The organism is Amycolatopsis kentuckyensis (assembly GCF_041679295.1).
GTDB classification, from domain to species: Bacteria; Actinomycetota; Actinomycetes; order Mycobacteriales; family Pseudonocardiaceae; genus Amycolatopsis; species Amycolatopsis kentuckyensis_A.
Genome location: NZ_JBGDMD010000005.1, coordinates 783,881 through 808,518 on the forward strand (window position 1 = coordinate 783,881; position 24,638 = coordinate 808,518).

Here is a 24,638-nt window from a genome sequence, read left to right on the forward strand (position 1 = left end):
CGGTTAGCTCGAGGTGGGGAAGGTGAAGGCCGCCGCGGACGCGCTCGTGTGCGGCCACCGCGTCGTGACCACCTTGGCGCGGGTGTAGAAGCGGACGCCCTCGGGGCCGTGGATGGGGCTGTCGCCGATGAGGGAGTCCTTCCAGCCGCCGAAGGAGTAGTACGACATCGGGACCGGGATCGGCACGTTGACGCCGATCATGCCGACCTTGACCTCGCGTTGGAACTTCCGCGCCGCCTCGCCGCTCCCGGTGAAGATCGCGGTGCCGTTGCCGTACGGGTTGGCGTTGATGATCGCGATGGCTTCGTCCACGGTCTCCGCGCGCACGACGGCCAGTACCGGGCCGAAGATCTCCTCCCGGTAGGCGTCCATGTCGGTCGTGACGTGGTCCAGCAGGGACGGTCCGACGAAGAAGCCCTCCTCGCGCCCCTCGACCTTCAGGCCGCGGCCGTCGACCACGACCGAAGCACCTTGCTCGCTGCCGCGCGCGACGGCGTTCACCACGCGCTCGCGGGCGGCCTCGGTGACGACCGGGCCCATGTCGCTGGCCGGGTCCGAGCCGGGGCCGACCTTCACCTCGCGGGCCTTGCGCTCGAGGATCTCGACGAGCCGGTCGCCGGCCGCGCCGACGGCCACGCCGACCGAGATCGCCATGCACCGCTGCCCGGCCGAGCCGAACGCGGCCGCCGTCAGGTGGTCGGCCGCGTACTCCAGGTCGGCGTCGGGCAGGACGACCGCGTGGTTCTTCGCCCCGCCGAGGGCCTGGACGCGTTTGCCGGACGCCGTTCCGCGCTCGTGGACGTACCGGGCGATGGGGGTCGAGCCGACGAACGACACCGCCGCGACGTCCGGGTGGTCGAGGAGTGCGTCGACCGCGGTCTTGTCGCCGTGCACGACGTTGAACACGCCGTCGGGCAGGCCGGCCTCGGCGTACAGCCGCGCGACGAAGTTCGACGCGGACGGGTCGCGTTCGCTGGGCTTGAGGACGAACGTGTTGCCGGTGGCGATGGCGATCGGGTGCATCCACAGCGGCACCATGATCGGGAAGTTGAACGGCGTGATCCCGGCGACCACGCCGAGGGGCTGCCGGAAGTCGTGCACGTCGACGTCGTGCGAGACCTGGTCGGAGAAGCTGCCTTTGAGCGCGTCGGCGATGCCGCAGGCGTACTCGACGACTTCGCGGCCGCGCACGATCTCGCCGCGGGCGTCGTCGACGACCTTGCCGTGCTCGCCGGAGATGATCCGCGCGAGCTCGTCCTCGTGCTTCACCAGCAGCTCGCGGAAGGCGAACATCACCTTGGTGCGCTGGGACAGCGAGGAGTTGCCCCACGACTCGAAGGCCTTGCCCGCGGCCGCGACCGCGGTGTCCACATCGGACGCTTCGGCGAGGAGGACCTCGGCCTGCCGCTGCCCGGTCGCCGGGTCGAAGACCGGCGCCGTGCGGGTGGAGCCCGCGGACGTGGCGGTGCCGTTGATCCAGTGGTCGATGGTGTGCACGGTGCTCCTCCGGGTAGTGGCGCTGAGCTGGGGTGCGGGGTTCACAGCAGCCCCACCGCGGTGTCGACGGCCTTGGCGACGTCGCCGTCGTGCGGGTAGAGCAGGGACCGCCCGACCACGAGACCCTGGACGGTCGGCTGGGTCAGGGCGCGCTGCCAGGCGGCGAACGCCGCGTCCGGATCCTTGACTTCGCCGCCGAGCAGCACGGCCGGCAGCGTCGAGGACGCGAGCACGCGTTCCATGTCGTCGACCACGGGCAGCTTGAGCCAGGTGTAGGCCGACGACCGGCCGAGCGCGGCGGCGATGGTGATCGACGTGCTGACGGCGTCGGGGGAGAGGTCGTTCTTGAGCCGCCCGTCGGTCCAGACCGAGAGGAACGGTTCGACCATCGCGATCAGCTTGCGGTCGGCGAGGTCGTTGATCGCTTTCGCGGTGTTTTCCAGGACGCTCGGCGTGGCCGGGTCGTCCAGGCAGATCCGGGTGAGCGTCTTGCCGCCGTCGAACCGCATCCGTTCGATCGCTTCGGCGTCGTAGCAGGCGAACCGGTCGTCGATCTCGAAGCTCGACCCGGCCAGCCCGGTGCGGTTCATCGACCCGATGACGGTCTTGCCGTCCAGGACGCCGAGCAGCAGCAGGTCGTCGATGACGTCCGCGGTGGCCAGCACGCCGGTCACGCCGGGGCGTTCCAGGGCGAGGCACAGCCGTTCCAGCAGCTCACCCCGGTCGGCCATGGCCGACGGGTTGCCGCCCACGGCGTTGGCGCCGCGGGCGGGATGGTCCGCGGCGATGATCATCGTCCGGCCCTTGTCGTTGAAGGGCGATTCGGCCTGAACCCGGTTCGCGGCCGCGTCGGCGATCGCTTCCGGGTCGCGCACCCGTTTGGCGACGAGACGCCGCACCACGTCGGTCACAGTTGCCCTCCTCTTCGGCCGGTGCGTGATCGACACTGCCAGCGCCGATGCGACTTTGTCAAGACATATGGACATCAGGTCATCCCTACTGATGACTCGATGGCGGTAGGCTGCCGGCGATGAGCACCCCGCCGCCGTCGTCCCGCGTGGACGTGACGTTCCCCCCGGCCTGGGACCCCGGCCGGGAGATCGTGCTGGACCCGGGCAGCCCCGAGCCGCTGTACTTCCAGGTCTCCCGGCAGCTGCAGCACGCGATCGAGGACGGCCGGCTCCCGGCGGGGGCCCGGCTGGGCAACGAGGTGGACCTGGCGGCGAGCCTGCGGCTGTCCCGGCCGACCCTCCGCCAGGCGATCCAGACGCTGGTCAACCAGGGCCTGCTCGTGCGGCGCCGCGGCGTCGGCACGCAGGTCGTCCGGACGAAGGTGGCGCGGCCGCTGCGGCTGAGCAGCCTGTTCGACGACCTCGCCGGGCTCGGCGGCAGGCCGGAGTCGGTGGTGCTGGCCAACGGCGTCAAGGAGGCCGACGCCGAGGTGGCCGAGCTGCTCGAGGCGCCGGGCCTGACCCGCGTGCGGCGGCTGACCCGCATCCGCTCCACCGACGGCGAGCCGCTGGCGCTGATGAACAACTACCTGCCCGACGGCGTCATCGACCCGACGGACGACGAACTGCGCGAACGAGGTCTCTACCAGCTGTTGCGCTCGGCGGGAGTGCGCCTGCACGCGGCGGAGCAGAACATCGGCGCCCGGCTGGCGTCCGAGGAGGACGCGGAGCTGCTGGGCGAGGAGCCGGGCGCGGCCCTGCTGACGATGCAGCGCACGACGTACGACGATTCGGGCCGCGTGGTCGAGTACGGCTGGCACGTCTACCGGGCGTCGCGCTACTCGTTCAACCTGTCGCTGACGAACGGCGCCTGAGCGCACCCCTAAGGGGCTCGTGGACCCGCGCCGGCGGCGGGTAGAACTCGAACGGCCACCCCGATCCCCAGCCCCGAACGAGGAGATCACCATGGCCACACGCCGGCCGGCCCTGCGCGGCCTGATCCTCGCCCTGGTCGTGCTCTGCCTGGCGCCCGTCCCGGCCGTGGCGGCGGTGACCGGCCCGAAGTACGCGGTCGCCGGCCTGCACCGGCCGGCCGAGCTGCTCGTCGACAAGTGGGGCGTGCCGCACATCTACGCGGCCGACGCCAGTGACCTCTTCTTCGCCCAGGGCTTCAACATCGCCCGCGACCGCCTGTTCCAGATCGACACCTGGCGCCGCCGCGGTCTCGGCACGCTCAGCGAGGTGCTCGGTCCGTCCTATGTGGAGCAGGATCGGGCCGCCCGGCTGTTCCTCTACCGCGGCGACATGGACGCCGAGTGGGCGTCCTACGGTCCGGAGGGCAAGCTGGCCGCCACCCGGTTCGCCGAGGGCATCAACTCCTACGTCGACTGGTTGGGCCGCAACCCGTCCGCGGTCCCGCCGGAGTTCGCCAGGCTCGGCTACCAGCCCGCTCGGTGGCGCCCGCAGGACGTCGTGCGGATCCGCACGCACGCCATCGGGGAGAACCTGATGTGGGAGGTCGCCCGCGCGAAGCTGGTCTGCTCGGCCGGTCCCGGCGCGAGCCGCTACTTCCGCGCCCTCTACCCGGCGCACGAGGCGGCGGTGCCGGAGGGGCTCGACCCGTGCTCGGTGCCGGACGACGTGCTCAAGGTGTACAACCTCGCGACCGCCGCGGTGAACTTCACCGGCAGCGGCTTCCAGACCAAGGACATCGCCGACGCGACGTCCGGCAGCAACGCCTGGACGATCGGGCCGGGCCGGACCGCGTCGGGCCGGCCGATCCTGGCCAACGACCCGCACCGCGGCGCAGACGCGCTGCCCTCGGGCCGGTACGTCGCGCAGCTGTCGGCGCCGGGGCTGAACCTCGCCGGCGCGGGCGAGCCGTGGAACCCGGGGATCGCCATCGGGCACAACGAAAACATCGCGTTCGGCCTGACCAACCTGCCGATCGACCAGACCGACCTCTACGTCTACGAACTCGACCCGAACGACCCCACCCGCTACCGCTACGGCACCGGCTGGGAAAAGATGACCACGGTGACGGAACCCATCCCGGTCCGCGGCGGCACGCCGGTCGCCGGGGCGCTGTCCTTCACCCGGCACGGCCCGGTCGTCAAGGTCGACGCGGCGGCGCACCGGGCGTTCGCGGTCCGCACGGCGTGGACGCAGCCGGGCAGCTCGGCGTACCTGGGCAGCCTGAACTACCAGCGCGCGACGAACTTCGGCGAGTTCACCGCGGGCATGCGGAACTGGGGCACGCCGGGCTCGAACCTGGCCTACGCCGACGTGCGCGGCAACATCGGCTACGTCCCGGCGGGCCTGACGCCGCGCCGCACGGGAGACGGCTACGACGGCCTGCTGCCCGTTCCCGGCGACGGGCGCTACGACTGGAACGGCTTCTACGCCAACAGCGAGCTGCCGGGGCAGTACAACCCGGCGTCCGGGTTCTTCGCCTCGGCCAACGACTTCAACATCCCGCCGGGCTGGCCGGTGGTGTCCAACTACGAATGGCAGCTGCCGTACCGCAAGCAGCGCATCGACGAGCTGATCAAGTCCACCCCGCGCGCGACGGTCGCCGACTCGCTCGCGCTGCAGAAGGACGAGAAGTCGCTGGTGGCCACCCAGATCCTCGACTTCGTGCGCGGTCTGTCCTCATCGGACCCGGACACGGCGCAAGCGCTTTCGCTGCTCCGGGGTTACGACGGCGTGGCGTCGGTGGATTCCCCGGGGGCGGCGCTGTTCGAGACGTGGATCATGAAGTACCTGCACTGGGCGTGGGCGCACGCGGTGCTCCCGAAGGCCGCGGCGGACGCGCTGGTGCAAACCATCAACCCCGACTTCAGCCTGGTGATCGCCTCGTTCAAGGACCCGGCCGGCTGGCTCGGTCCGGACGGCGCGGCGGTCCGCGACAAGCTGATCCTGGACACGCTGCCCCTGGCGTTCCGCGACGTGGCGGCCAAGCTCGGTACGGACACGTCGACGTGGCACTGGGGTTCGCTGCACTACCAGGAGTTCGTCCACCCCGCGGGCGGCCCGAACGTGGGCCCCACTCCGGTCGGCGGTTCGTACCACACGATCCACCCGTCGTTCTTCCACCCGCTGACGTACCAGCAGATCATCGGCGCGACGTTCAAGATGGCGCTGGACGTGGGCAACTGGAACGGCTCGGCGGCGATCAACGCCCCGGGGCAGTCGGGTGATCCGCGGAGTCCGCACTACAGCGATTTGAACGGTCTCTGGGCTTCGGGTGGCTCGTTCCCGTTGCTGTACAGCCGCAGCGAGGTCGAGCGGAACCTCGACGTCCGGATCCGGTTGGAACCGGCCGCGTAGCCGCCGGACGAGAACGGCCCCTGACAGCCTTGGTCAGGGGCCGTTCTCACGCGCGGAAAGCGGCGCGATCTAGGCCTTCGAGAGCAGTTCGACAATCGTGGCGGTTCGGCGCGCCAGCGATTTGAAGTTCTCGATGTGGGTTTCCATGTCGGGAAGTGGATATATCCGGCTTTCCAGCTTCGAGGAGGTTTCTCTGGTGAGCGGCTTGTCCATCAGCTCTCGGATGGTGTCGACGGTCTGGCTCACGTCGTACGGCTGGTAGATCCGGTCGAGCCGGACGGTGTTCAGCAGGCTTTCCAAGCCGGATTCGAGTTCCGCCGGGATCCACTCGGCGCCGATCATCAACGACTCGCTCCGCAGGCCGGACGCCATCGTTTCCCATTGGGTTTCCAGGCGCGTCCGCCAGTTCTCGATGGGTGGTTCCAGGACTTTCCCGGCAGCGTTGGACGCGGTTTGCAACGCCGCCGCGTACTGCTTCATCAGCTCTTTGGCGGACCGTGCGAGATCGCTGTCGTCATAGGGCTGGTTCGAAGCCATCCTGCCGTTCGACGCGTCCATGTTCACCTTGTACAGCTCACCGAGGACACCGTCCAGTGCCGCCCAGGAGTCCGTGACTTCTTTGCACGGCTCCTTCAGCACTTCGAGGTCGTCGACCATTCCGGTCTTCACCGGCGACAGGACCGTTGCCTGGAACTTCGCCGCGAAGCCGGCCCTCAGGCGAACGATCGAACGCTCTCGTAGCGCCCTGCTCTGCAGGCTGGTGAGCCACTGCAGGAAAACCAGGACCAGCGGAAACCCGAACAGTGCGATCGTCGCACTGGACAGGATGCCTGCCGAGAACGGAGTGGGTGAAAACCACCCCTGCGCGTCTCCGATGACCCCCAGGGTCAGGAAGATCGCGCCGACGGCAGCCATCGTCGCCGCTGCTCGACGCAGCGGCTTCGGCGTCGAACTCCAGATTTCCTTCAGCAGCGGGAATTCGGGAAGCTTGCCGGGTCTCGTCCCCATGGGTCCCCCTCGTTTGCCGGGTGGCCGGCGTTCACAGCTTGATGTCGGTGCCGGTGAGGTTCTTCATGTCGGTGATCGTGGGCCCGCCGAAGGCTCGGATCGCGACCGGCTTCCGGTCCTTGGGGATGTCCCAGTAGAGGTCGAACTCGACGCGCACGCCGTGCCCGAGGTCGAACTGGCCGGGCTGGCGCTTGATCAGCATCGCCTGCTCTTCCGGCGGGTGGGTGGTGCCCTGGTCGTCGACGAGCAGCTGCCGTTTCGTGTCGAACAGGACGCTCGAGGTACCGGTGTTGGTGACGACCAGCCGCAGCCGTACGAACTGCCCCTTGGCGGGGAACTCGGTGTGGCTCCCGGTGATGCTGGGCAGCCCGGCGGCGAGGCCGATGAGGTCGAACTCGGTGTCGCCGTTCTTGGCGGGCGCCTGCTTGAGGGCGGTCTCGTCGGGCCGGACCTGCCGCGGCGGCAGCTCGTAGGTGGTCGGCGCGGGCGTGCTCGGGGCGGCTTCGCATCCGGACAGCAGCATGAGGGCGACGACGGCCGGCAGCAGTTTCACGTTCGTGATTCTGCCCGCCGGCCGTCGGTCAGGGCTAGCTTCCGATGCTCTCGACGACGGCCTCGGCGACGGCCTTCATGGTGGTCCGGCGGTCCATGGCGGTGCGCTGGATCCAGCGGAAGGCGTCGGGCTCGGTGAGGCCCTGCCGGCTCATGAGCAGGCCCTTGGCGCGGTCGATGACCTTCCGCGTCTCGAGCCGGTCGGTGAGCCCGGCGACCTCGGCCTCGAGGGCCTGCAGCTCGGAGAACCGGCTGACGGCGAGCTCGATCGCCGGCACGAGGTCCCGCTTGGCGAAGGGCTTGACGAGGTAGGCCATCGTCCCGGCATCCCGGGCGCGTTCGACGAGGTCACGCTGGCTGAAGGCCGTGAGGATGACCACGGGGGCGATCCGGTCCCCGGTGATCTTGGCGGCGGCCTCGATGCCGTCGAGCTTGGGCATCTTGACGTCGAGGATCACGAGGTCGGGCTTCAGGTCGGTGGCCAGCGAGATGGCCTGCTCGCCATCCCCGGCCTCCCCGACCACTTCATAGCCCTCTTCACGCAGCATTTCGACGAGGTCCAGCCGGATGAGTGCCTCGTCCTCCGCGACGAGCACCCGACGCTGCGGCACGATGGCCTCGGTAGCCTGATCGGTCACCGGGGTCCTCCTGAAGACTCGGCGGGACGGGGGGTCTCGCGGCTTCCCGCGAACCTGAAGCCTACCGGGAACGATCCAGAAGAAGAGATGGCGTTCACCACGAAGTGGCGGGCGCGACACCCCGGGGCCGGTCACTGGCCGGGTTCGGTGATCCCGTAGGGTTACGACGGCACGCCCCCGTAGCCCAACTGGCAGAGGCAACGGATTCAAAACCCGTCCAGTGTGAGTTCGAATCTCACCGGGGGCACCCCATTTGACCAGCCGAATCCGGCCCTTCGTTCCGTCTTGCTGCGCGTCGCCGAGCCGGTCGAGCTTCGGCTCGATCCGCATGAGAAAGGGCCCGGCCGAACAGCCGGGCCCCTCCCACCACACAACTCAGACCCCGAGGTCGCCACCCAGGTAGGCGGCTCGCACCTTCGGGTCGTTGAGCAGGTCGGCCCCGCGGGCGCTCTGGACCACGCGGCCCGTCTCGAGCACGTACGCCCGGTCCGACAGCTTCAACGCCTGCTGGGCGTTCTGCTCCACCAGCAGCACCGTCGTGCCGCGCTTGTTGATCTCGCGGATGATGTCGAAGATCTGCGCGATCAGCATCGGCGCCAGGCCCATCGACGGCTCGTCGAGCAGCAGCACCTTCGGCTTCGTCATCAGTGCGCGGCCGATGGCGATCATCTGCTGCTCGCCGCCCGACATCGTGCCGCCGAACTGCGTCTTGCGCTCGGCGAGCCGGGGGAACAGCTCGTAGACCTCGGCGAGGTCGGCCTGGAGGTCGTCCTTGCGGGTGTAGGCACCCATCAGGAGGTTCTCCTGCACCGTCATGCCGGGGAACACGCCCCGGCCTTCCGGTGACTGGCCGATCCCCAGCAGCACGCGCTTGTGCCCCGGGGTCTTCGAGATGTCCTGGCCGTTGAACAGGATCCGGCCGCTGGTGAGCGGCCGCAGCCCCGAGATCGTCTTGAGCGTCGTGGTCTTGCCGGCGCCGTTGGCGCCGATGAGGGAGACGATCTCACCCTCGTCGACCTGGATGCTCATGCCCTTGAGGGCCGCGATCTTGCCGTAGTGGACGTTGATGTCCTCGACCTCAAGAAGCATCTTCGGACACCCCCAGGTACGCCTCGATCACCTTCTGGTTGTTCTGCACCTCGTGCGGCAGCCCTTCTGCGATCTTCTGGCCGAAGTCGAGCACCGCCAGCCGGTCGCTGATGTGCATGACCAGGCCCATGTCGTGCTCGATCAGCAGCACCGTGCGGCCGTCGTCCCGGATCTTGCGGATCAGCGCCTGCAGGGCGTTCTTCTCCGCCGGGTTCATGCCCGCGGCCGGCTCGTCGAGCAGCAGCAGCTTCGGATCCGTGGCCAGCGCCCGCGCGATCTCCAGCCGGCGCTGGTCGCCGTAGGAGAGGTTCTTCGCGACGTTGTGCTCGACCCGGCCGATGCCGACGAAGTCGAGCAGCTCACGCGCCCGCTCCCGGCCCTGCTTCTCTTCCCGGCGGTGCCCGGGCAGGCCGAGCACCGCGCTGATCGCACCGGTCTTGTGGTGCGCGTCCGCGCCCACCATGACGTTCTCCAGCGCCGTCATGTTGTGGAACAGCCGGATGTTCTGGAACGTCCGGGCGATGCCGCGCTTGGTGACGCGGAACCGCTTCATGCCGTCGATCCGGTCGCCGTCGAAGCTGACCGCGCCTTCGGTCGGCCGGTAGACGCCGGTGACCACGTTGAACACCGTGGTCTTGCCGGCGCCGTTCGGGCCGATGAGGGCGAAGATCTCGCCTTCGTTGATGCTGAGGTTGACCTCGCGCAACGCTGTGACGCCGCCGAAGCGCATGGTCACGTTGTCGAATTCGAGCAGTGCGCTCACTTCGCCACCTCCGCCGAAGCCTCGGAGTCCGGGCCGGCGACTTCCGCGCCCATCGCGCCCATGCCGCCGGTTCCTTCTCTCAGTTCGGCCTTGCGCTGCCGGGACGGCAGGATGCCTTCCGGCCGCAGCGCCATCATCAGCACCAGCACGAAACCGAAGATGAGGATGCGGTACTCGGACAGGAACCGGAACCGCTCGGGCAGCCACGCGATGACGAACGCGCCGATGATGACACCGGGCAGGTTGCCGGAGCCACCCAGCACGACCGCGGCCAGGATGGTCGCGGACAGGATGAACGGGAAGTTGTTCGGCTCGATGAACACGGCCTTGCTGGCGTAGATCGTGCCGGCGAAGCCACCGATCATCGCGCCGATCGCGAAGGCGAGCAGCTTGAACTTGAACGTCGGCACGCCCATCAGCTCGGCCGCGTCCTCGTCCTCGCGGATCGCCGCCCACGCCCGTCCGACGCGGCTCTTGTTCAGCCGCACCGAGAAGACGATGACGAGCACGATCGCGAACAGCATCAGGTAGTAGTACGGCGCCGGGTCGAGGAAGAACTCGACCCCGAAGATCGGCTCCGGGTGCGGGACGTTCGTGATGCCGCGCGCGCCGCCGATGGCGTCGGTGTTGTTCGCGGTGATCCGGACGATCTCCCCGAAGCCCAGGGTCACGATCGCGAGGTAGTCACCCCGTAGCCGCAGCGTCGGGGCGCCGAGGATGACGCCGGATATCGACGCCAGGAAGATGCCGAGCACCACCGTCGGCCAGTACGACCACCCGTACGACGTGCCGATCGACGCCCAGGTGTAGGCGCCGATCGCGAAGAACGCGACGAAGCCCAGGTCCAGCAGGCCGGCGTGGCCGACGACGATGTTGAGGCCGACGGCGAGCAGGATGTACGTGCCGACCGGGAAGATCAGCACCGTCGTCCAGTCCGAGTCCGGCGACATGAACGACCCGACCCACGGTGCGGGCAGGATCAGCGCGAACACGATCAGGGCGATGTAGAGGGCATAACGCTGCCAATGCGGAGCGTCCGCCCACCAGTCCCGCATCCCGTCGATGGGGTGGAACCCGCCGCGTGCGGGCTTTCCGTTGCTGGTAGCCACTTCTTCGCCCTTCATGCGCGCGCCCGCTGCAGCGATTCACCGAGGATGCCGGTGGGCCGGAACATCAGGACCAGCACCAGGACGACGAACGCGGTGACGTCCTTCCAGGCCGAGCCGAGGAAGATGGAGCTCCAGTTCTCGACGAGGCCCAGCACGATCCCGCCGAGCAGGGCACCGCGCAGGTTGCCGATACCGCCGAGCACCGCGGCGGTGAACGCCTTGATGCCGAGCAGGAAGCCGATGCGGTAGTCGGTGTTTTCGTACTCCATGACGAACAGGGCGGCGGCGACGCCGGCCATCGCCCCGCCCAGCAGGAACGTGATCCGCACGATGCGGTCGATGCTCACACCCATCAGGACGGCGGCCTCGGGGTCCTGCGCCGTGGCGCGGATGCCGCGGCCGATCCGGGTGCGGCTGACGAGCTGGTCCAGGACCACCATGACGACGACCGCGCCGATGATCACGAAGACGTGGTCGGTGCGCACGACGCCGTTGCCGATGCGGAAGAGCTCCTCGTGCGGGACGAACCGCGGCGCGGGCTGCTGCACGCGGCCCGGCTTGTCGAAGAGCCAGGGGATGATCTTGAGGCCGAAGGCCTCCTGCAGGAACAGCGACGCGCCGATCGCCGAGATCAGGGCGGCGAGCCGGGTCGCGCCCTTCTTCCGCAGCGGGCGGTAGGCGAGCTGTTCGAGCACGATCGCCGAGCCACCGGAGACCAGCGCCGAGGCGACGATCAGCAGGAGCAGGATGCCGATCATCGAGAAGATGGTGAACGGCGCCGTGGGGGCGATGGTGACGAGGATGAACAGGGACGTCATCGTCCCGATCATGAAGATTTCGGAGTGCGCGAAGTTGATGAGCCTCAGCACGCCGTAGACCATCGTGTAGCCGAGGGCGATGAGGGCGTAGATGGAGCCGGCTACCAGGCCGCCGATGGTGCTGCCCAGAAACTGGCTCTGCAGATCTTGGAACATGACGTAGTTGCCTTACCTGACGGGGCGAGGATGGTCGCCACATTGGCGGGGAGCGGGGGTGCTGTGGTCGTCCACAGCGCCCCCGCTCCCGTTAGGTGTTAACTAGCTCCGTCAGCCGTTGATCTTGGCTTCGGTCGAGGCGCCGAGGTTCTTGATGACCCCGCCGACGACCTGGTAGACGTAGATCGCGTTCGTCTGCGGCTCGCCGTTCTCCTTGAACTTGATCTGCTTCGACGCGCCCTTGAAGTCTTCCGTCTTCAGGAAGTCGTTGATCTTCTCACCGGTGGTGTTGCCGGCCTTGACCGCGTTGATGATGGCGGTCGCGGCGTCGTAGCCCTCGGTGGCGTAGATCGCCGGGTCGACGTTGAACTTCGCCTTGTACTTGGTGGCGAACTCGTTGCTGGCACCGGCGTCCGGGATGTTGCACGGGCAGCCGATGACCGCCTTCTCGGCAGCCGCGGCACCCGCACCCGAGACCAGCTGCGGGTCGAGCGAGCCGTCACCGGTGGCGAAGACGGCCGTCACGCCACCGTCGCGGAGCTGCTTGAGCAGCCGGCCGCCCTGGGCGTAGTAGCCACCGAAGGTGATGACGTCCGGGTTGGCGGCCTTGACCTTCTGGACCGTCGAGGAGTAGTCCGACGCGTCCTTGGCGAACTTGTCGCGCTCGGTCGTGATGCCCTTGTCCTTGAAGGTCTTCTCGAAGGCGTCCGCCAGGCCGACGCTGTACTCCTGGTCGTCCGAGATGACGTACGCGTTCTTCGGCGACTTCGCCGTGATGAGGAAGTTCGCGATGGCCGGGCCCTGGTCGTTGTCGTTCGCGACGACGCGGTGCCAGTACTTCCAGCCGTTCGAGGCGAGACCCGGGTTGGTCGCCGACGGCGACACGCTCGGGATCTTGCCCTGCTCGAGGACACCGCCGACGGCCTTGGACTCACCCGAGAACGCGGGGCCGATCAGGGCCGTGATCTTGTCCGTCCCGATCGCGGTCTGGACCAGCGAGGTGGCCTGCTCCGGCTTGCCCTGGCTGTCGTAGTTCTTCAGCTCGAGCTTCACCTTGGGGTTCGTGGCGTTGTACTCGTCGATGGCGAGCTTGGCGCCGTTGTTGGGCGGGATCACGATCCCGGAGTTCTCCCCGGTCAGGTCGCCCATGAACCCGATCTTCAGCGTGCTGCTGTCACCACTGTTGCTCGACGAGCCGCCGCCACCGGCGCAGCCCGCCAGCGCGAGCGACGTCGCCGCTGCGAGGGCGAGAACCCGTCCAAAACGCACTCCTGACACCGACTACCTCCCATGACCAACCAGCCGCCGGTAGGCGTTGCCCCCGACACAGGGGCTAGGTTAGGGCAGGAAGATATCCCTCTCGCCCGTCATGTGCACAGGCGGCCTCACTACTCTGTGTCCACATCGTGACGATCGCAACCGACACGAATTGCACGAAAAGGCGAACGATGTTTCGCCACGGCCCGCCGCTGGTCACGCAGCGCTGCTAAGTATCGGCGCGTGTTATGCGAATGGGTGACAGCCGTGTTTCCGTGGTATGTCATCGGCCATTTCGGCGGGTGGTGCGTGGCCGGTTTCCCGCCGATCCGCTGTTCACCCTGGCGGGGGTCGCCGAGGGCGGGCACCGCCGTAGGGATGCACCTTACGTCCGGTTCGGGCGGCCGATCGGACCAGCCCCCGGTGAAGTCTGCCCGAACGGTCACAACCATCGGTTGTCGTGGGCACCGGAACGGCTGTTGGACCCGCACCCCGCCCCGGCTGTTCGCTGGCAGCAGCCGAGAGAACAGGGAGAGACAAGATGCGGGAAGCAGTCGAGGGTGTGGCGGCGGGCGTGCCGTTCGTGGCGCTGGGACCGGCGGACCCGGCCGCGCCGGCGGCGCTGCTGGCGGGCTGGCACCTGATGGAAGAGCCCTCGGACGAGCGGGCCTTCGCCGAAGCGGTGCCGATGAGCGGGTTGCAGGCGTGGCGGGTGTACTTCGGCCTGCCGATGACCGGGGCGCGGCTGCCCGGAGGCGGTCCGGCGGAGCTGTTCCGGCTGGCGAGCGAGGACGCGGTGCTCAACGTCTTCGAGCCGGTCACCGAGCAGGCGGTCGCGGAGTTCCCCGCGGCGCTGGCCGAGCTGCGGGACCGGCTGCCGGGCGCGGGCGGCCCGCTCGGCGTCTTCGGCGGCTCGGCGGGCTCGCTGGTCGCGCTGGAGGTGCTGGCGCGCGGCGATGTGGCGGTCGAGGTCGCCGCGGTGGTCAGCCCGGTCGCCCGGCTGGCACCGGTGATCGGCCGCAACGAGCGGCTCTTCGACGTCACCTACTCCTGGACGCCGCGGTCGCGCGCCGCCGCCGACCGCTACGACTACGTGCGCCGGGCCGGGGAGCTGACCGTGCCGCTGCTGCTGGTCGCCGGCGCGGACGACGACGTCGCCGTGCGCGAGCCGGCCGAAGCGCTGCGCGAAAAGCTGGGGACCGAGCTGGTGACGGTCGACGGGATGGCGCACGAGTTCCCGCCGGGAACCCCGGCAGCCAAGGCCGTCGACGAGGCCTTCACCGGGTGGTTCGCGCGGCGGCTGCGAGCTTGACGTCGTCCTCCGGCAGCCAGGCGTGCTCGGGGTCGTAGGCACACCAGCCCTCTTCACGGCTGGTGCGCCCGGCCAGCGCCAGCAGCCGCCGCAGCGCCGGGCTCGCCTTCCCGCGCCGCCAGACCAGCGACCACGGGAACAGCGGAGACGGCTCGAACGGCAGCACCTTGAGGTTGAGGTCGGCCGCGAGCTCCATGTCCGCCCCGGCGAGGGTGACGCGCCGCTTTCCGTAGCGCGTCTGCTCCAGGGTGTGCCGCAGGTCGAAGCTGACGCCGGAGTCGTCGATCGGCACGCCGAACCGGTCGCACAGCTCCCGCAGGTAGGACAGCCATTCGGCGGGGCCGCGCAGACCCGGCAGCCAGATCCCGTCGGCGCGCAGGTCGTCGAGCCGCAGCACGTCCTGCACGGCCAGCGGGTGCTCCGGCGCGAGCAGCGCGACCAGCGGTTCGAGCCGGACGACCCGGTGCTCCAGGCCGTCGGGCAGCGGCCGGCCGGAGCCGCTGACCCGGCCGACGGCGACGTCGAGCTCGCCGGACAGCAGCGGCTCGACGGCGCCCGCGAACCCGCCGCCGGCGACCCGGTCGATCCGCAGGCCCGGGTCCCGCGCGGCGAGCCGGCGGAGCAGGAAGATGGGGGAGAGCCGGTAGTCGACGACGTCGAGGCGCAGCGGCCGGTCGTCGGCGCCCATCGCGGCCACCGCGGCGTCGGCCACCCGCACCAGCTCACGCGCGTGCGGGAGGAACCGCTCGCCCTCGGCGGTGAGCTCGACCGAGCGGTTGGTGCGCAGGAACAACGGCGTGCCGAGCGAGTCTTCGAGCTTCCGGATCCGCTTCGACAGCGCTTGCTGGGTGAGGAACAGCGCCTGGGCGGCCCGCCCGAAGTGGCGCTGCTCCGCGGTCACGACGAACGCCCGCACCTGGGCGAGGTCGAGGTCCACGCGCTCAGGCGCCCGGCGGGCGGTCCCGGACGACGCAGGTGAGCCGCGCGGTGCAGGTTCGCCGGCCCTCGTCGTCGGTCAGCACGATCTCCGCGGTGATGGTGCCCCGGCCGACGTGCAGCGGCGTCGCGACGCCGGTGACGGTGCCCGAGCGGACGGCCCGGTGGTGCGTGCAGGACAGCTCCAGCCCCATCGCGGCGCGGTCCGGGCCCGCGTTCAGCGCGGCGACCGTCGAACCCAGCGCTTCGGCGAGCACGGCGTTGGCGCCGCCGTGCAGCAGGCCGTACGGCTGGAGGTTGCCCTCGACCGGGATGGTGCCGACCACGCGTTCGGCGGTGGCCTCCAGGAGCTTCATGCCGACCTTGTCGTTCAGCTGCTGGTCCGCGGCGGCCGGATCGATCCCGGCGTAGTTCTCGACCGCGACGTCTGCGGCGCGTTCGGTCACGCAGTGCTCCTCTTCCTATGCGACACGTAAGAGTGTCGGACCCTCAGCCTAGACTCGGCCCCGTGAGCCCGAGTGAGAAGACGACCGTTGCCAACGCCACAGGAACCACCGCTGTCGCCGAGCGGCCGAAGCTGCTGCTGATCGACGGCCATTCGATGGCCTACCGCGCGTTCTTCGCGCTGCCCGCGGAGAACTTCAAGACGAAGACCGGGCAGGTCACGAACGCGGTCTTCGGGTTCACGTCGATGCTCATCAACCTGTTGCGCGACGAAGCGCCGAGCCACCTCGCGGTGGCGTTCGACCTCTCGCGCAAGACGTTCCGCTCGGAGACCTACGCCGACTACAAGGCGAACCGCAGCACGACGCCGGACGAGTTCCGCGGTCAGGTGGACCTGGTCAAGGAGGTCCTCGACGTGCTCGGGATCCCGTCGCTGGTCAAGGAGAACTTCGAGGCCGACGACATCATCGCCACGCTCACGACGCAGGCGACGGCCGACGGCTTCGACGTCCTCATCTGTACCGGCGACCGCGACGCGCTGCAGCTGGTCACCGAGCACGTCACCGTGCTGTACCCGAAGCGCGGCGTCTCCGAGATGACCCGGTTCACCCCGGACGCCGTCGAGGAGAAGTACGGGCTCACCCCGCGGCAGTACCCGGACTTCGCCGCGCTGCGCGGCGACCCCTCGGACAACCTGCCGAGCATCCCCGGCGTCGGCGAGAAGACCGCGGCCAAGTGGATCAAGCAGTTCGGCTCGCTCGACGACCTCATCGACCGGGTCGACGAGGTCAAGGGCAAGGTCGGCGACGCGCTGCGGGCGCACCTGTCGTCGGTCCAGCTCAACCGCCAGCTGACCGAGCTGATCCGCGACGTCGAGCTGGAGATCGGGCCCTCGGGGCTGGAGCTGCGCCCGTGGGACCGCGAGGCGGTGCACGCGCTGTTCGACGAGCTGGAGTTCCGCGTGCTGCGGGACCGGTTGTTCGCGACGCTGCAGAGCGCCGAACCGGAGGCCGACGAAGGCTTCGAGGTCTCGGGATCCGCGCTCGCGCCCGGCGCGCTCGGCGCGTGGCTCGCGGCGCACGCGAAGGCGGGCGAGCCGGTCGCGCTGGCGTTCCGCACGGTGGGCACGTCGGTCCGGTCCGACCTGCGCGCGGTCGCGTTCGCCTCGGCCGACGGCGAAGGCGCGTACGTCGACGTGACGGCGATGGACCAGGCCGACGACGCCGCGCTCGCCGCGTGGTTCGCCGACCCCAAGATCCGCAAGACCGGCCACGACCTCAAGGTCCCGCTGCACGCGATCCGCGCCCGCGGCTGGGCGCTCGCCGGGCTCGCCATGGACACCGCGCTGGCCGCGTACCTCGTACGGCCCGGGCAGCGCACGTTCGAGCTCGACGACCTGGCGCTGCGCTACCTGCACCGCGAGCTGCGCTCGGAGACCGACGGCGGCGACGGGCAGCTGTCCCTGCTCGACGGCGGTGCGGAAGGCCTGGAGCAGAAGGAGATCGACGAGGAGCTGGTCAAGGCCCGCGCGATCTTCGAGCTGGCCGGCGCGCTCGACAAGGAGCTCGAGCAGATCGGCGGCGCGCGGCTGCTCGCCGAGCTGGAGCTGCCGCTGCTGGAGGTCATCACCGAGCTGGAGATCGCCGGCGTCGCCGTCGACCTCGAGCAGCTGACGTCGCTCGAAGCGCACTACCTCTCGCGCGTCACGCAGGCCGCCGAAGCGGCGTACGAGGTGATCGGCAAGCAGATCAACCTCGGTTCGCCGAAGCAGCTGCAGGTCGTGCTGTTCGACGAGCTCGGCATGCCGAAGACCAAGCGCACGAAGACCGGCTACACCACCGACGCCGAGGCGCTGCAGGGCCTGTTCGAGAAGACCGAGCACCCGTTCCTGCAGCACATGCTGGAGCACCGGGACGCGACGAAGCTGCGCACCACGGTCGAGGGCCTGATCAAGTCCGTCGCCGACGACGGGCGGATCCACACCACGCTGCTGCAGACGATCGCGGCCACCGGGCGGCTCTCGTCGACCGAGCCGAACCTGCAGAACATCCCGGTCCGCACCGAAGAAGGCCGCCGCATCCGCGACGCGTTCGTCGTCGGCGAGGGCTTCACCGAGCTGATGACCGCGGACTACAGCCAGATCGAAATGCGGATCATGGCGCACCTGTCGAAGGACGAGGGCCTCATCGAGGCGTTCCACTCCGGCGAGGACCTGCACACGTTCGTCGCGTCGCGGGCGTTCTCGCTGCCGCCGGAGGAGATCACGCCGGAGCTGCGCTACCGCGTCAAGGCGATGTCGTACGGGCTGGCGTACGGCCTGTCGGCGTATGGGCTTTCGCAGCAGCTGCGGATTTCCACCGAGGACGCCAAGGCCCAGATGGAGGCGTACTTCGCGCGCTTCGGCGGCATCAGCGACTACCTGCACTCGGTGGTCGGCGAAGCGGCGAAGTCCGGCTACACGGAGACGATCTTCGGCCGCCGCCGCTACCTGCCGGACCTCAACAGCGACAACCGCCAGCGCCGCGAGATGGCCGAGCGGATGGCGCTGAACGCCCCGATCCAGGGCAGCGCGGCCGACATCATCAAGGTCGCGATGCTGAACGTCCACCGCGCGCTCGTCGAGGCGAAGCTGAAGAGCCGGATCCTGCTGCAGGTGCACGACGAACTCGTGCTCGAGGTCGCCGAGGGCGAGCGGGAACAGCTGGAGAAGCTGGTGCGCGAGGGAATGGGGTCGGCCTACGACCTCGCCGTGCCGCTGGAGGTCTCGATCGGCTACGGGCGGTCCTGGAACGAAGCCGCGCACTGAGGTCACGCTGCGCCACGATCCGGATCACCGGGTCGTGGCGCGGGTGTACTCGGGCGGCCGTCGTCGGGTGCCGGTCGCCGCGACGAAGCTGGCGTGCATGGCCAGTGACTTCCAGCGACGCAAGATCTCCGGGGTGTTCGGCGCGATGGACGCCGACGCCGACGGCTACCTGACCGAGTCCGACTTCCGCGCGCTCACGGCGAGATGGCTCGACGTGCGCGGCACCGACGCCGGCACGCCCGAGGGCGAAAAGCTCGCCACGATCATGATGGGCTGGTGGGCGACGCTGCTCGACGCGTCCGACCGCGACCGCGACGGCAAGGTCACCCTCGACGAGGTGCTCTCGGTCGTCGACGAGCTCCCGAAGATGCCGGGCGCGGTCACCGGCACGGCGGCGGCGATGTTCGAAGCGGTCGACGAAAACGGCGACGGCACCATCTCCGCGGCCGAGTACCGGCGCATGATCGAGGCGTGGAGCGGCGTCGGCGTCCCGACGGACGAGGTGTTCGCGCTGCTGGACACCGACGGCGACGGCCGGCTGTCCCACGACGAGTTCACCGGCCACTGGTACGAGTTCTGGGCCGGCGACGACCCCGCGGCGGCCGGGAGCTGGGTCTTCGGCCGCGTCTGAACGCGAGCGGTTTTTCCGACGTCTCTGACGGAAATACTCACCGGCACACAACACCGTTCGGCGTTCCTACCAACGGAGGACTCCGTTCGGGTGAGCCATTACCGCTGGGTAGGGAGGTCGGCGCCCACCCGGGAGCGATCACGGCGTAGGGTCCGCCGAATGGGGTTCGAGCGTGAGCGACGACGCTGGCGGGTCCGGCTGCACGACGAACTCGGCCGGGTGTGCGGTGCGGGCACGGTGCTGGACGAGTACCACGTCCTCACGAGCGCGCACGTCGTCGAAACCGCCGGGGGACCGCGGTCCGCGTTGAGCGTCGACTTCGTCGGCCTGGCCGAGGCGCTGCCCGGCTCGGCGACCGTCGTCGAAGGCTGCTGGGTGCCCTCCGACGGCGGCGGCCGCGGCGATCTCGCCGTGCTGCGCCTCGACCGCCCCGAATCCCGCGTCTTCCGCGCGCCGCTGCACCGCATGCCGCTCGGCGAGCACCAGCTCGTCCGCGCCTTCGGGTTCCCGCCGGGTTCCGTCGGCCGCTGGACCCACGCCCGCCTCGGCGGTCCCGAGCACCCGGGCGGTCCCGGCGGCGAGTGGGTCCGGCTGTTCCGCACGGCCGAAGCCGAGCCGCTCGGCCCCGGCTTCGGCGGCACGGCGGTGATCGACGAAGCGACCGGGCACGTAGTCGGCGTCGTCGTCGGCAAGGACACCGGCACGTGGATGATCCCGGTCGAGACCATGCTCGGGCACCTCCCGCAGCTGAGCATCTGGACGTCGGGCAGCCCCGCCGTCGACGCGAGCTTTTCGCGGCCAGTGGGCGAAGCCGTCGACGTCTCCTTCGTGCAGAGCGTCGCGGACTGGTTCGCCAAGGCCGAGCCCGGCACGGTCTGGGTGGTCGACACCGGCGAGGCCGGGTCGCCGGTCGCCGCCGCGCTGCGGTTCGGGATCGTCCTCGCCGACCGCGAACGCTCCCTCGGCGTGCCCGGCCTGCCGCCGGCGCTCGGGCAGATGCCGCCGGCGGGCAGCGTCGACCTCGCCGTGGACGCGACCGGCCGCACCGCCGACGCCGTCCGCCACCGCATCGCCGACCGGCTGACGACCGGGGTCGCGGGCCGCACCCTGGTCGTCGACGCGATCGACGACTCCGCCGAACCCGACCGGCTCGTCGGCGAGGTGCTGGCGCCGCTCGCCGGTCGCGCGGCCGAGCTCGGCATCCGCCTGCTGCTCGGCTTCCGGGAGGAGTCTTCGCCCGGGGTGGCGGCGATCCGCGCGGGCACGCTCGGCGCCCGCCCGGAGCCGGACGACCTCGCGGGCCGGCTCGACGTGCTGACGCAGGCGGTGGAGGAGCTCGCCGAGATCGAGGCCTACCAGCTGAGGGTGGCGACGCGGTTCACCGGCGTCGCGATGCTCCCGGCCCGAGCCCAGCGGCTACGCGCAACGTTGAAGCAGCTGCGTTCGGCCGAAGTCGACGGCGACGCGGAGTGGGTCGAGAAGCACATCGACGGCCACGAGCACGCGGTGGCCCCGGCGGTCGAGGACGGCCGCCGCCAGCGAGCGGTGCTCGACGGCCTGGTGGCCCGCCGCGAGGAGCTGCGGGCCCGGCTGGCCGCGGACAACGAGCTGGCGCGCGACCGCGGGTTGCACGGCGACCCGGAGCTGGAGCAGGCGTACGTCCCGGCGAAGAGGTTGCTGATCGACGGCCCGTGTGAGTTGACGGCGGCGGCCACGGCGGTCGACACGTACGCGGCGGCGGTCCGGGCGCGGCTGGAAGACCGCGCCTGAGCAAGCTTCGGGCGCCGAAACTGTCGGTGCCGGCCGGTAGAGTAGAGAACGGGGGGCGCCCCGGCGGGCTGGCCCCCGATCCACGCGGCCCCGCCTCGGCCGAGAGCCCCGGCCACCGCGTTCGGCGCCGAAACTGTCGGTGCCGACCGGTAAAGTGGAAAACGGGGGGCGCCCCCGGCGGGCGCCGCGCTTGACTTGCCCGGCGGTCTGCCGGCTGTGAAGTACCCACCACCCCGACGCCCGATTGTGACTACGGCCGGCGGTACCGCGTCAAGGCGGGAAAGCGTGCCTTGACCCGGCACCGCCGGCCGTGTTCTGGCTTCGGATCGGGGTTGCGGGGAGGGGTCTGGGCGGGGTGCCGGGGTGCCGCTCCAAGCTTCGGCTACTTGCGGCCCAAGCCGCGGATCAGCACCATCACCGCTTCCCGCACCTCGGCCCGTGTCCGCTGCGGCCCGAACACCTGCCAGTCCAGCGCCACCACCAGCATCGTCCCGAACAGCCCCGCCGCCGCCGTCGGGATCTCGACCCCCTCCGGCAGGCGGCCCGCCGCGTCCAATCGGGACAACTGCTCCTTCACGATCGAGATGATCTCCTCGCGCAGCAGGGAAAGCGTCCCGTGCCACTGGCCCGGCGTCCGCCACAGCTCGCTCACCAGGATCTGCGAAAACCCCGGGTACGCCGCGATGAACTCCAGCGTCGTGTCGACCTGCGCCTCGATCACGTCCAGGGGGTCCGCCTCGGACACCGCGGAGCGCAGCCGCCCGGCGAGCATGTCCACCCCGTACCGCAGGAGGCCGTCGACCAGGCCGTCCTTCGAGCCGAAGTTGTAGTAGACCGTGCCCTTCGCGACGCCCGCCTCGGCGGCGATGTCGTCGACCGTCAGCCCCACCAGGCCCCGGCTCTTCGAGAGCCGCAACGTGGCCTCGAAGAGCTTCTGCTTCGTCCCGCCGCTCACAGGCTCAGCTCGGGCTTGAGCGCGGACACCGTCCAAACGCGACGTTTGCGCGCGGCCAGCGTCGACACCAGGATCCCGCCCACCAGGTACGCGAGCAGCACCCCGATGTCACCCAGGATCTGCACCGTCGCGCCGCTGTAGAAGAGGTGGCGGAAGCCGTCGATCGCGTAGCCCATCGGCAGCACCACGTGCAGCGGGTACAACGCGTCCGGGATCGTCTGCCACGGGAACGTGCCGCCCGCGCTGACCAGCTGCAGCACCAGCAGCACCAGGCCGAGGAACTTGCCGACCGCGCCGAAGAACGCGTTGAGCGCGTGCACCACCGACGTGAACGTCAGCGACACCAGCACCGCGAACCCGATCGCGCCCAGCGGGTGTGCGATGTGGATGCCGACCAGCCACGTCACCGCGCCGAACAGGACGACCACCTGCGCGATGCCCAGCAGCGCCGAGGACAGCCAGCCGCCGACGGCGACCCGGAACGGCGCCGCGCCCGCGGTCAGCGCCCGCGTCGAGAGCGGCCGCAGGATCAGGAACAGCACGAACGCGCCGATCCACGTGGCCAGCGAGATGAAGAACGGCGCGAGACCGGCGCCGTACGTGCCCGCCGACGCCTCGCCGTTGGCGTTCACCGCCACCGGGTCGGCGATCGTGTTGGCCGTCGCGTTGCGGGTCGGGTCGTCCGGGTTCGGGATCTGCTGGAGGCCGGCCGCGAGCCCGTCGCGCAGCTTGACCGAGCCGTCCGCGAGCTGGTTCGTCCCGTTCACCGCGGTCTTCTCACCGTCGCTGAGCTTCGAAGCGCCGTCCCGCAGCTGGTTCGCGCCGTCGGACGCCTGCGCGATGCCGCTGGTCAGCTGCGGCGACGCGGCGGCGAGCTTGGCCGCGCCGTCGGACACCTGCCGGGCGCCGTCGGCCAGCTTCGCGAGGTCGCCGTTGGCCTGCTGGATCTTGCCGTTCGCCTGGTCGACGGGGGAGCGCAGCTGGTCCGCCCGCGCGACGATCGCCTGGACCTGCGTCTCCGGCACGCCGGCGTCGCGCAGGTCCGTCACGAGCTGGGTGCGGTAGGAGTCGAGCTTGCCCTGGATGTCCGACGACGCCGTGGCGGCCAGCGACGCCGCGTCGGCGACCTTCTGGTCCCCGGCGGCCACCTGCGACGCGCCGTCGGCCAGCTGCTGCGTCTGGGACGGCAGGGAAGCGGTGCTGCTCTTCAACGTGCCCAAGCCGGTCGCCAGCGTCGACGACCCGTCCGCCAGCTTCGCGGCACCGTCGGCCAGCTGCTGCTGCCCGGACTTGAGCTGGTTCGCGCCGTCGGCGAGCTGCGCCGCGCCGGTCGACGCCTCCTGGATCTTGGCGTAGATCGTGGAGAACCCGACCAGGAACCGGTCCGCGGCCTCGCTGCCGACCTTCTCCGCGATCGTCTTGCGCACCTGCTCGGCGACCTGCTTGGCGATCGTGCCCGACAGGTAGTTGTTGGCGTCGTTGGTGGTCAGCGTGATCGTCGCCTGCTGCGGCTGGAAGTTGCCGACCGACAGCAGCGCCGCGGAGAAGCCGCTCGGGATGCCGATGGCGAACGAGTACTTGTCGTCGCGGACGCCGTCGCGCGCCTCCTGCTCGGACACCTCGTGCCACTGGAAGGTGCCGGACTTGACCAGCTCGTCGGTCACCTCGCGGCCGACGTTGCGCTGCTGGCCGCTCGAGTCCTTCGCGCCGGTGTCGCTGGTGAAGACGGCGGCGGGCAGCTTGTCGAGACGGCCGTAGGGGTCGTAGTTCGCGTAGAGGTAGAAGGACGCGTAGAGCAGCGGCACCAGCACGAGCGCGACCAGCGCGAGCTTCGGCATCGTGCCGGTGGAGAGGCGGCGCAGCTCGTTGCGCGCGATCCGGAAGGCGTTCATTCGGTGACCTCGTCGACGCTCTCGGGGAGCTCTTCGGTGGGGGTGGGTTCGGGGGCGTGGTGCTGCGGCTCGGGCTGCTCGACGGCGCCCAGGAGCGCGGGCGGGAACGGCAGCGCGGACAGCGGCGTGGTCGCGGTCAGGACGACGACGGCGAGCCCGCGTCCGGCCTGCTCGCGGGCGAGGCCGGCCCAGCTGCCGACGTCGCTGGTGTGCCGGTCGGGCGTGTCGAGGACGAGCAGCCGGACGCCCTTGCGCTCGGCGGCCAGCTCGGTGAGCAGCCGGGTGCGCAGGGCCGGGGCGAGGTTCTCGAACCGCGTGCCGGCGAAGGGCGCGGCATCGTGCGCGGCGAGCCAGGCGGCGACGTCCTCCTTGCCGGCCGGGCGGTGGGCCAGCGCGAGCTCCTCGCCGACGACCACGCGCAGGGCCAGCGCGTCGTCGGGCTCGCTGACGCCGGGGGCGTCGACGACCGCGACGAGCTCGGTCAGGCCGGCGTCGGCGCCTTCGGCGTGCACGGTGCCGGTGCTCGGCTTCAGCCGCCCGGCCAGCGCGAGGCCGAACGCGGTGACGCCGACGCCGGGCTCGCCGTGCACGATCGCCAGGTCGCCCTCGCCGACGGTCAGCGAGGTGGGCGGTAACAAGGTGCCGTGGTGCCCTTCGAGGGACACGCGATCGGCTCGGACCTGCACGGGGGACTCCAGCGTTTTTGAACTGACCGGTCAGTTCAA

General features: G+C 70.2%; 21 protein-coding genes and 1 tRNA gene. 7 read left to right on the plus strand and 15 right to left on the minus strand.

What is annotated here, in order from left to right:
* Positions 1-3: 3 nt before the first annotated feature.
* Positions 4-1,497 (minus strand): CoA-acylating methylmalonate-semialdehyde dehydrogenase, encoded by a 1,494-nt coding sequence (locus tag ACERZO_RS24500; protein ID WP_372667071.1) that lies wholly within the window; start codon positions 1,495-1,497, stop codon positions 4-6.
* A 41-nt stretch (positions 1,498-1,538) separates the two neighbouring features.
* Positions 1,539-2,408: a Cgl0159 family (beta/alpha)8-fold protein gene (locus tag ACERZO_RS24505; RefSeq protein ID WP_372667072.1), complete on the minus strand. Its 870-nt coding sequence runs from the start codon at positions 2,406-2,408 to the stop codon at positions 1,539-1,541.
* 119 nt (positions 2,409-2,527) lie between these two features.
* Here ACERZO_RS24505 and ACERZO_RS24510 point away from each other — a divergent pair, with 119 nt between their 5' ends.
* Together ACERZO_RS24510 and ACERZO_RS24515 are read left to right on the plus strand one after the other, a co-directional pair.
* Positions 2,528-3,322 (plus strand): GntR family transcriptional regulator, encoded by a 795-nt coding sequence (locus ACERZO_RS24510; RefSeq protein WP_372667073.1) that lies wholly within the window; start codon positions 2,528-2,530, stop codon positions 3,320-3,322.
* Positions 3,323-3,413: 91 nt separating this feature from the next.
* Positions 3,414-5,777: a penicillin acylase family protein gene (locus ACERZO_RS24515; protein ID WP_372667074.1), complete on the plus strand. Its 2,364-nt coding sequence runs from the start codon at positions 3,414-3,416 to the stop codon at positions 5,775-5,777.
* A gap of 69 nt (positions 5,778-5,846) precedes the next feature.
* On the opposite strand, the gene ACERZO_RS24520 is transcribed toward ACERZO_RS24515, so the two are convergent.
* The 3 genes from ACERZO_RS24520 to ACERZO_RS24530 are packed head-to-tail and all read right to left on the minus strand — an operon-like array spanning position 5,847 to position 7,975.
* Complete coding sequence (locus ACERZO_RS24520) at positions 5,847-6,785, minus strand: hypothetical protein (RefSeq protein ID WP_372667075.1); 939 nt, start codon at positions 6,783-6,785, stop codon at positions 5,847-5,849.
* Between the two features lie 31 nt (positions 6,786-6,816).
* A complete protein-coding gene (locus ACERZO_RS24525; RefSeq protein ID WP_372667077.1) occupies positions 6,817-7,338 on the minus strand; it encodes a hypothetical protein in 522 nt (173 codons plus the stop codon).
* A gap of 34 nt (positions 7,339-7,372) precedes the next feature.
* Positions 7,373-7,975 (minus strand): ANTAR domain-containing response regulator, encoded by a 603-nt coding sequence (locus tag ACERZO_RS24530; protein WP_372667078.1) that lies wholly within the window; start codon positions 7,973-7,975, stop codon positions 7,373-7,375.
* Between the two features lie 173 nt (positions 7,976-8,148).
* Here ACERZO_RS24530 and ACERZO_RS24535 point away from each other — a divergent pair.
* A tRNA-Leu gene (locus tag ACERZO_RS24535) sits at positions 8,149-8,222 on the plus strand.
* A 128-nt stretch (positions 8,223-8,350) separates the two neighbouring features.
* On the opposite strand, the gene ACERZO_RS24540 is transcribed toward ACERZO_RS24535, so the two are convergent.
* The 5 genes from ACERZO_RS24540 to ACERZO_RS24560 all read right to left on the minus strand — a co-directional run bounded on the left by ACERZO_RS24540 (position 8,351) and on the right by ACERZO_RS24560 (position 13,179).
* Entirely contained in the window at positions 8,351-9,064 is a 714-nt protein-coding gene (locus ACERZO_RS24540) for an ABC transporter ATP-binding protein (RefSeq protein WP_372667079.1), read from the minus strand.
* Positions 9,054-9,827, minus strand: coding sequence for an ABC transporter ATP-binding protein (locus ACERZO_RS24545; RefSeq protein ID WP_372667080.1), 774 nt, complete (start codon positions 9,825-9,827; stop codon positions 9,054-9,056). Before ACERZO_RS24545 ends, ACERZO_RS24540 begins: the two co-directional genes overlap by 11 nt.
* Complete coding sequence (locus ACERZO_RS24550) at positions 9,824-10,951, minus strand: branched-chain amino acid ABC transporter permease (RefSeq protein WP_372667081.1); 1,128 nt, start codon at positions 10,949-10,951, stop codon at positions 9,824-9,826. Before ACERZO_RS24550 ends, ACERZO_RS24545 begins: the two co-directional genes overlap by 4 nt.
* Positions 10,948-11,910: a branched-chain amino acid ABC transporter permease gene (locus ACERZO_RS24555; RefSeq protein ID WP_372667082.1), complete on the minus strand. Its 963-nt coding sequence runs from the start codon at positions 11,908-11,910 to the stop codon at positions 10,948-10,950. The genes ACERZO_RS24550 and ACERZO_RS24555 overlap by 4 nt, the downstream gene beginning before the upstream one ends.
* A 111-nt stretch (positions 11,911-12,021) precedes the next feature.
* On the minus strand, positions 12,022-13,179 hold the full coding sequence (locus tag ACERZO_RS24560) for a branched-chain amino acid ABC transporter substrate-binding protein (RefSeq protein WP_372667083.1): 1,158 nt from the start codon (positions 13,177-13,179) through the stop codon (positions 12,022-12,024).
* Positions 13,180-13,708: 529 nt separating this feature from the next.
* On the opposite strand from ACERZO_RS24560, the gene ACERZO_RS24565 reads away from it, so the two are divergent.
* Complete coding sequence (locus ACERZO_RS24565) at positions 13,709-14,479, plus strand: alpha/beta hydrolase family protein (protein ID WP_372667084.1); 771 nt, start codon at positions 13,709-13,711, stop codon at positions 14,477-14,479.
* Here the strand turns inward: ACERZO_RS24565 and ACERZO_RS24570 are convergent.
* Positions 14,445-15,416 carry a LysR family transcriptional regulator gene (locus ACERZO_RS24570; RefSeq protein WP_372667085.1) on the minus strand — a complete coding sequence of 324 codons (972 nt, stop codon included), beginning with the start codon at positions 15,414-15,416 and terminating at the stop codon, positions 14,445-14,447. The genes ACERZO_RS24565 and ACERZO_RS24570 overlap by 35 nt on opposite strands.
* A gap of 4 nt (positions 15,417-15,420) precedes the next feature.
* Complete coding sequence (locus ACERZO_RS24575; RefSeq protein WP_013227928.1) at positions 15,421-15,861, minus strand: PaaI family thioesterase; 441 nt, start codon at positions 15,859-15,861, stop codon at positions 15,421-15,423.
* Between the two features lie 62 nt (positions 15,862-15,923).
* On the opposite strand from ACERZO_RS24575, the gene polA reads away from it, so the two are divergent.
* The 3 genes from polA (at position 15,924) to ACERZO_RS24590 (ending at position 21,066) form a co-directional block, all read left to right on the plus strand.
* Complete coding sequence (polA, locus tag ACERZO_RS24580) at positions 15,924-18,665, plus strand: DNA polymerase I (protein ID WP_372667086.1); 2,742 nt, start codon at positions 15,924-15,926, stop codon at positions 18,663-18,665.
* Between the two features lie 97 nt (positions 18,666-18,762).
* The gene (locus ACERZO_RS24585; RefSeq protein ID WP_372667088.1) at positions 18,763-19,296 is read left to right on the plus strand and encodes an EF-hand domain-containing protein; all 534 of its coding nucleotides are present in this window, start codon (positions 18,763-18,765) and stop codon (positions 19,294-19,296) included.
* A gap of 159 nt (positions 19,297-19,455) precedes the next feature.
* On the plus strand, positions 19,456-21,066 hold the full coding sequence (locus ACERZO_RS24590; protein ID WP_372667089.1) for a trypsin-like peptidase domain-containing protein: 1,611 nt from the start codon (positions 19,456-19,458) through the stop codon (positions 21,064-21,066).
* Positions 21,067-21,448: 382 nt separating this feature from the next.
* On the opposite strand, the gene ACERZO_RS24595 is transcribed toward ACERZO_RS24590, so the two are convergent.
* The 3 genes from ACERZO_RS24595 to ACERZO_RS24605 are packed head-to-tail and all read right to left on the minus strand — an operon-like array spanning position 21,449 to position 24,599.
* Positions 21,449-22,021, minus strand: coding sequence for a TetR/AcrR family transcriptional regulator (locus ACERZO_RS24595; RefSeq protein WP_372667091.1), 573 nt, complete (start codon positions 22,019-22,021; stop codon positions 21,449-21,451).
* Complete coding sequence (locus ACERZO_RS24600) at positions 22,018-23,913, minus strand: YhgE/Pip family protein (protein WP_372667092.1); 1,896 nt, start codon at positions 23,911-23,913, stop codon at positions 22,018-22,020. Before ACERZO_RS24600 ends, ACERZO_RS24595 begins: the two co-directional genes overlap by 4 nt.
* On the minus strand, positions 23,910-24,599 hold the full coding sequence (locus tag ACERZO_RS24605; RefSeq protein ID WP_372667093.1) for an ABC transporter ATP-binding protein: 690 nt from the start codon (positions 24,597-24,599) through the stop codon (positions 23,910-23,912). The genes ACERZO_RS24600 and ACERZO_RS24605 overlap by 4 nt, the downstream gene beginning before the upstream one ends.
* Positions 24,600-24,638 lie beyond the last annotated feature (39 nt).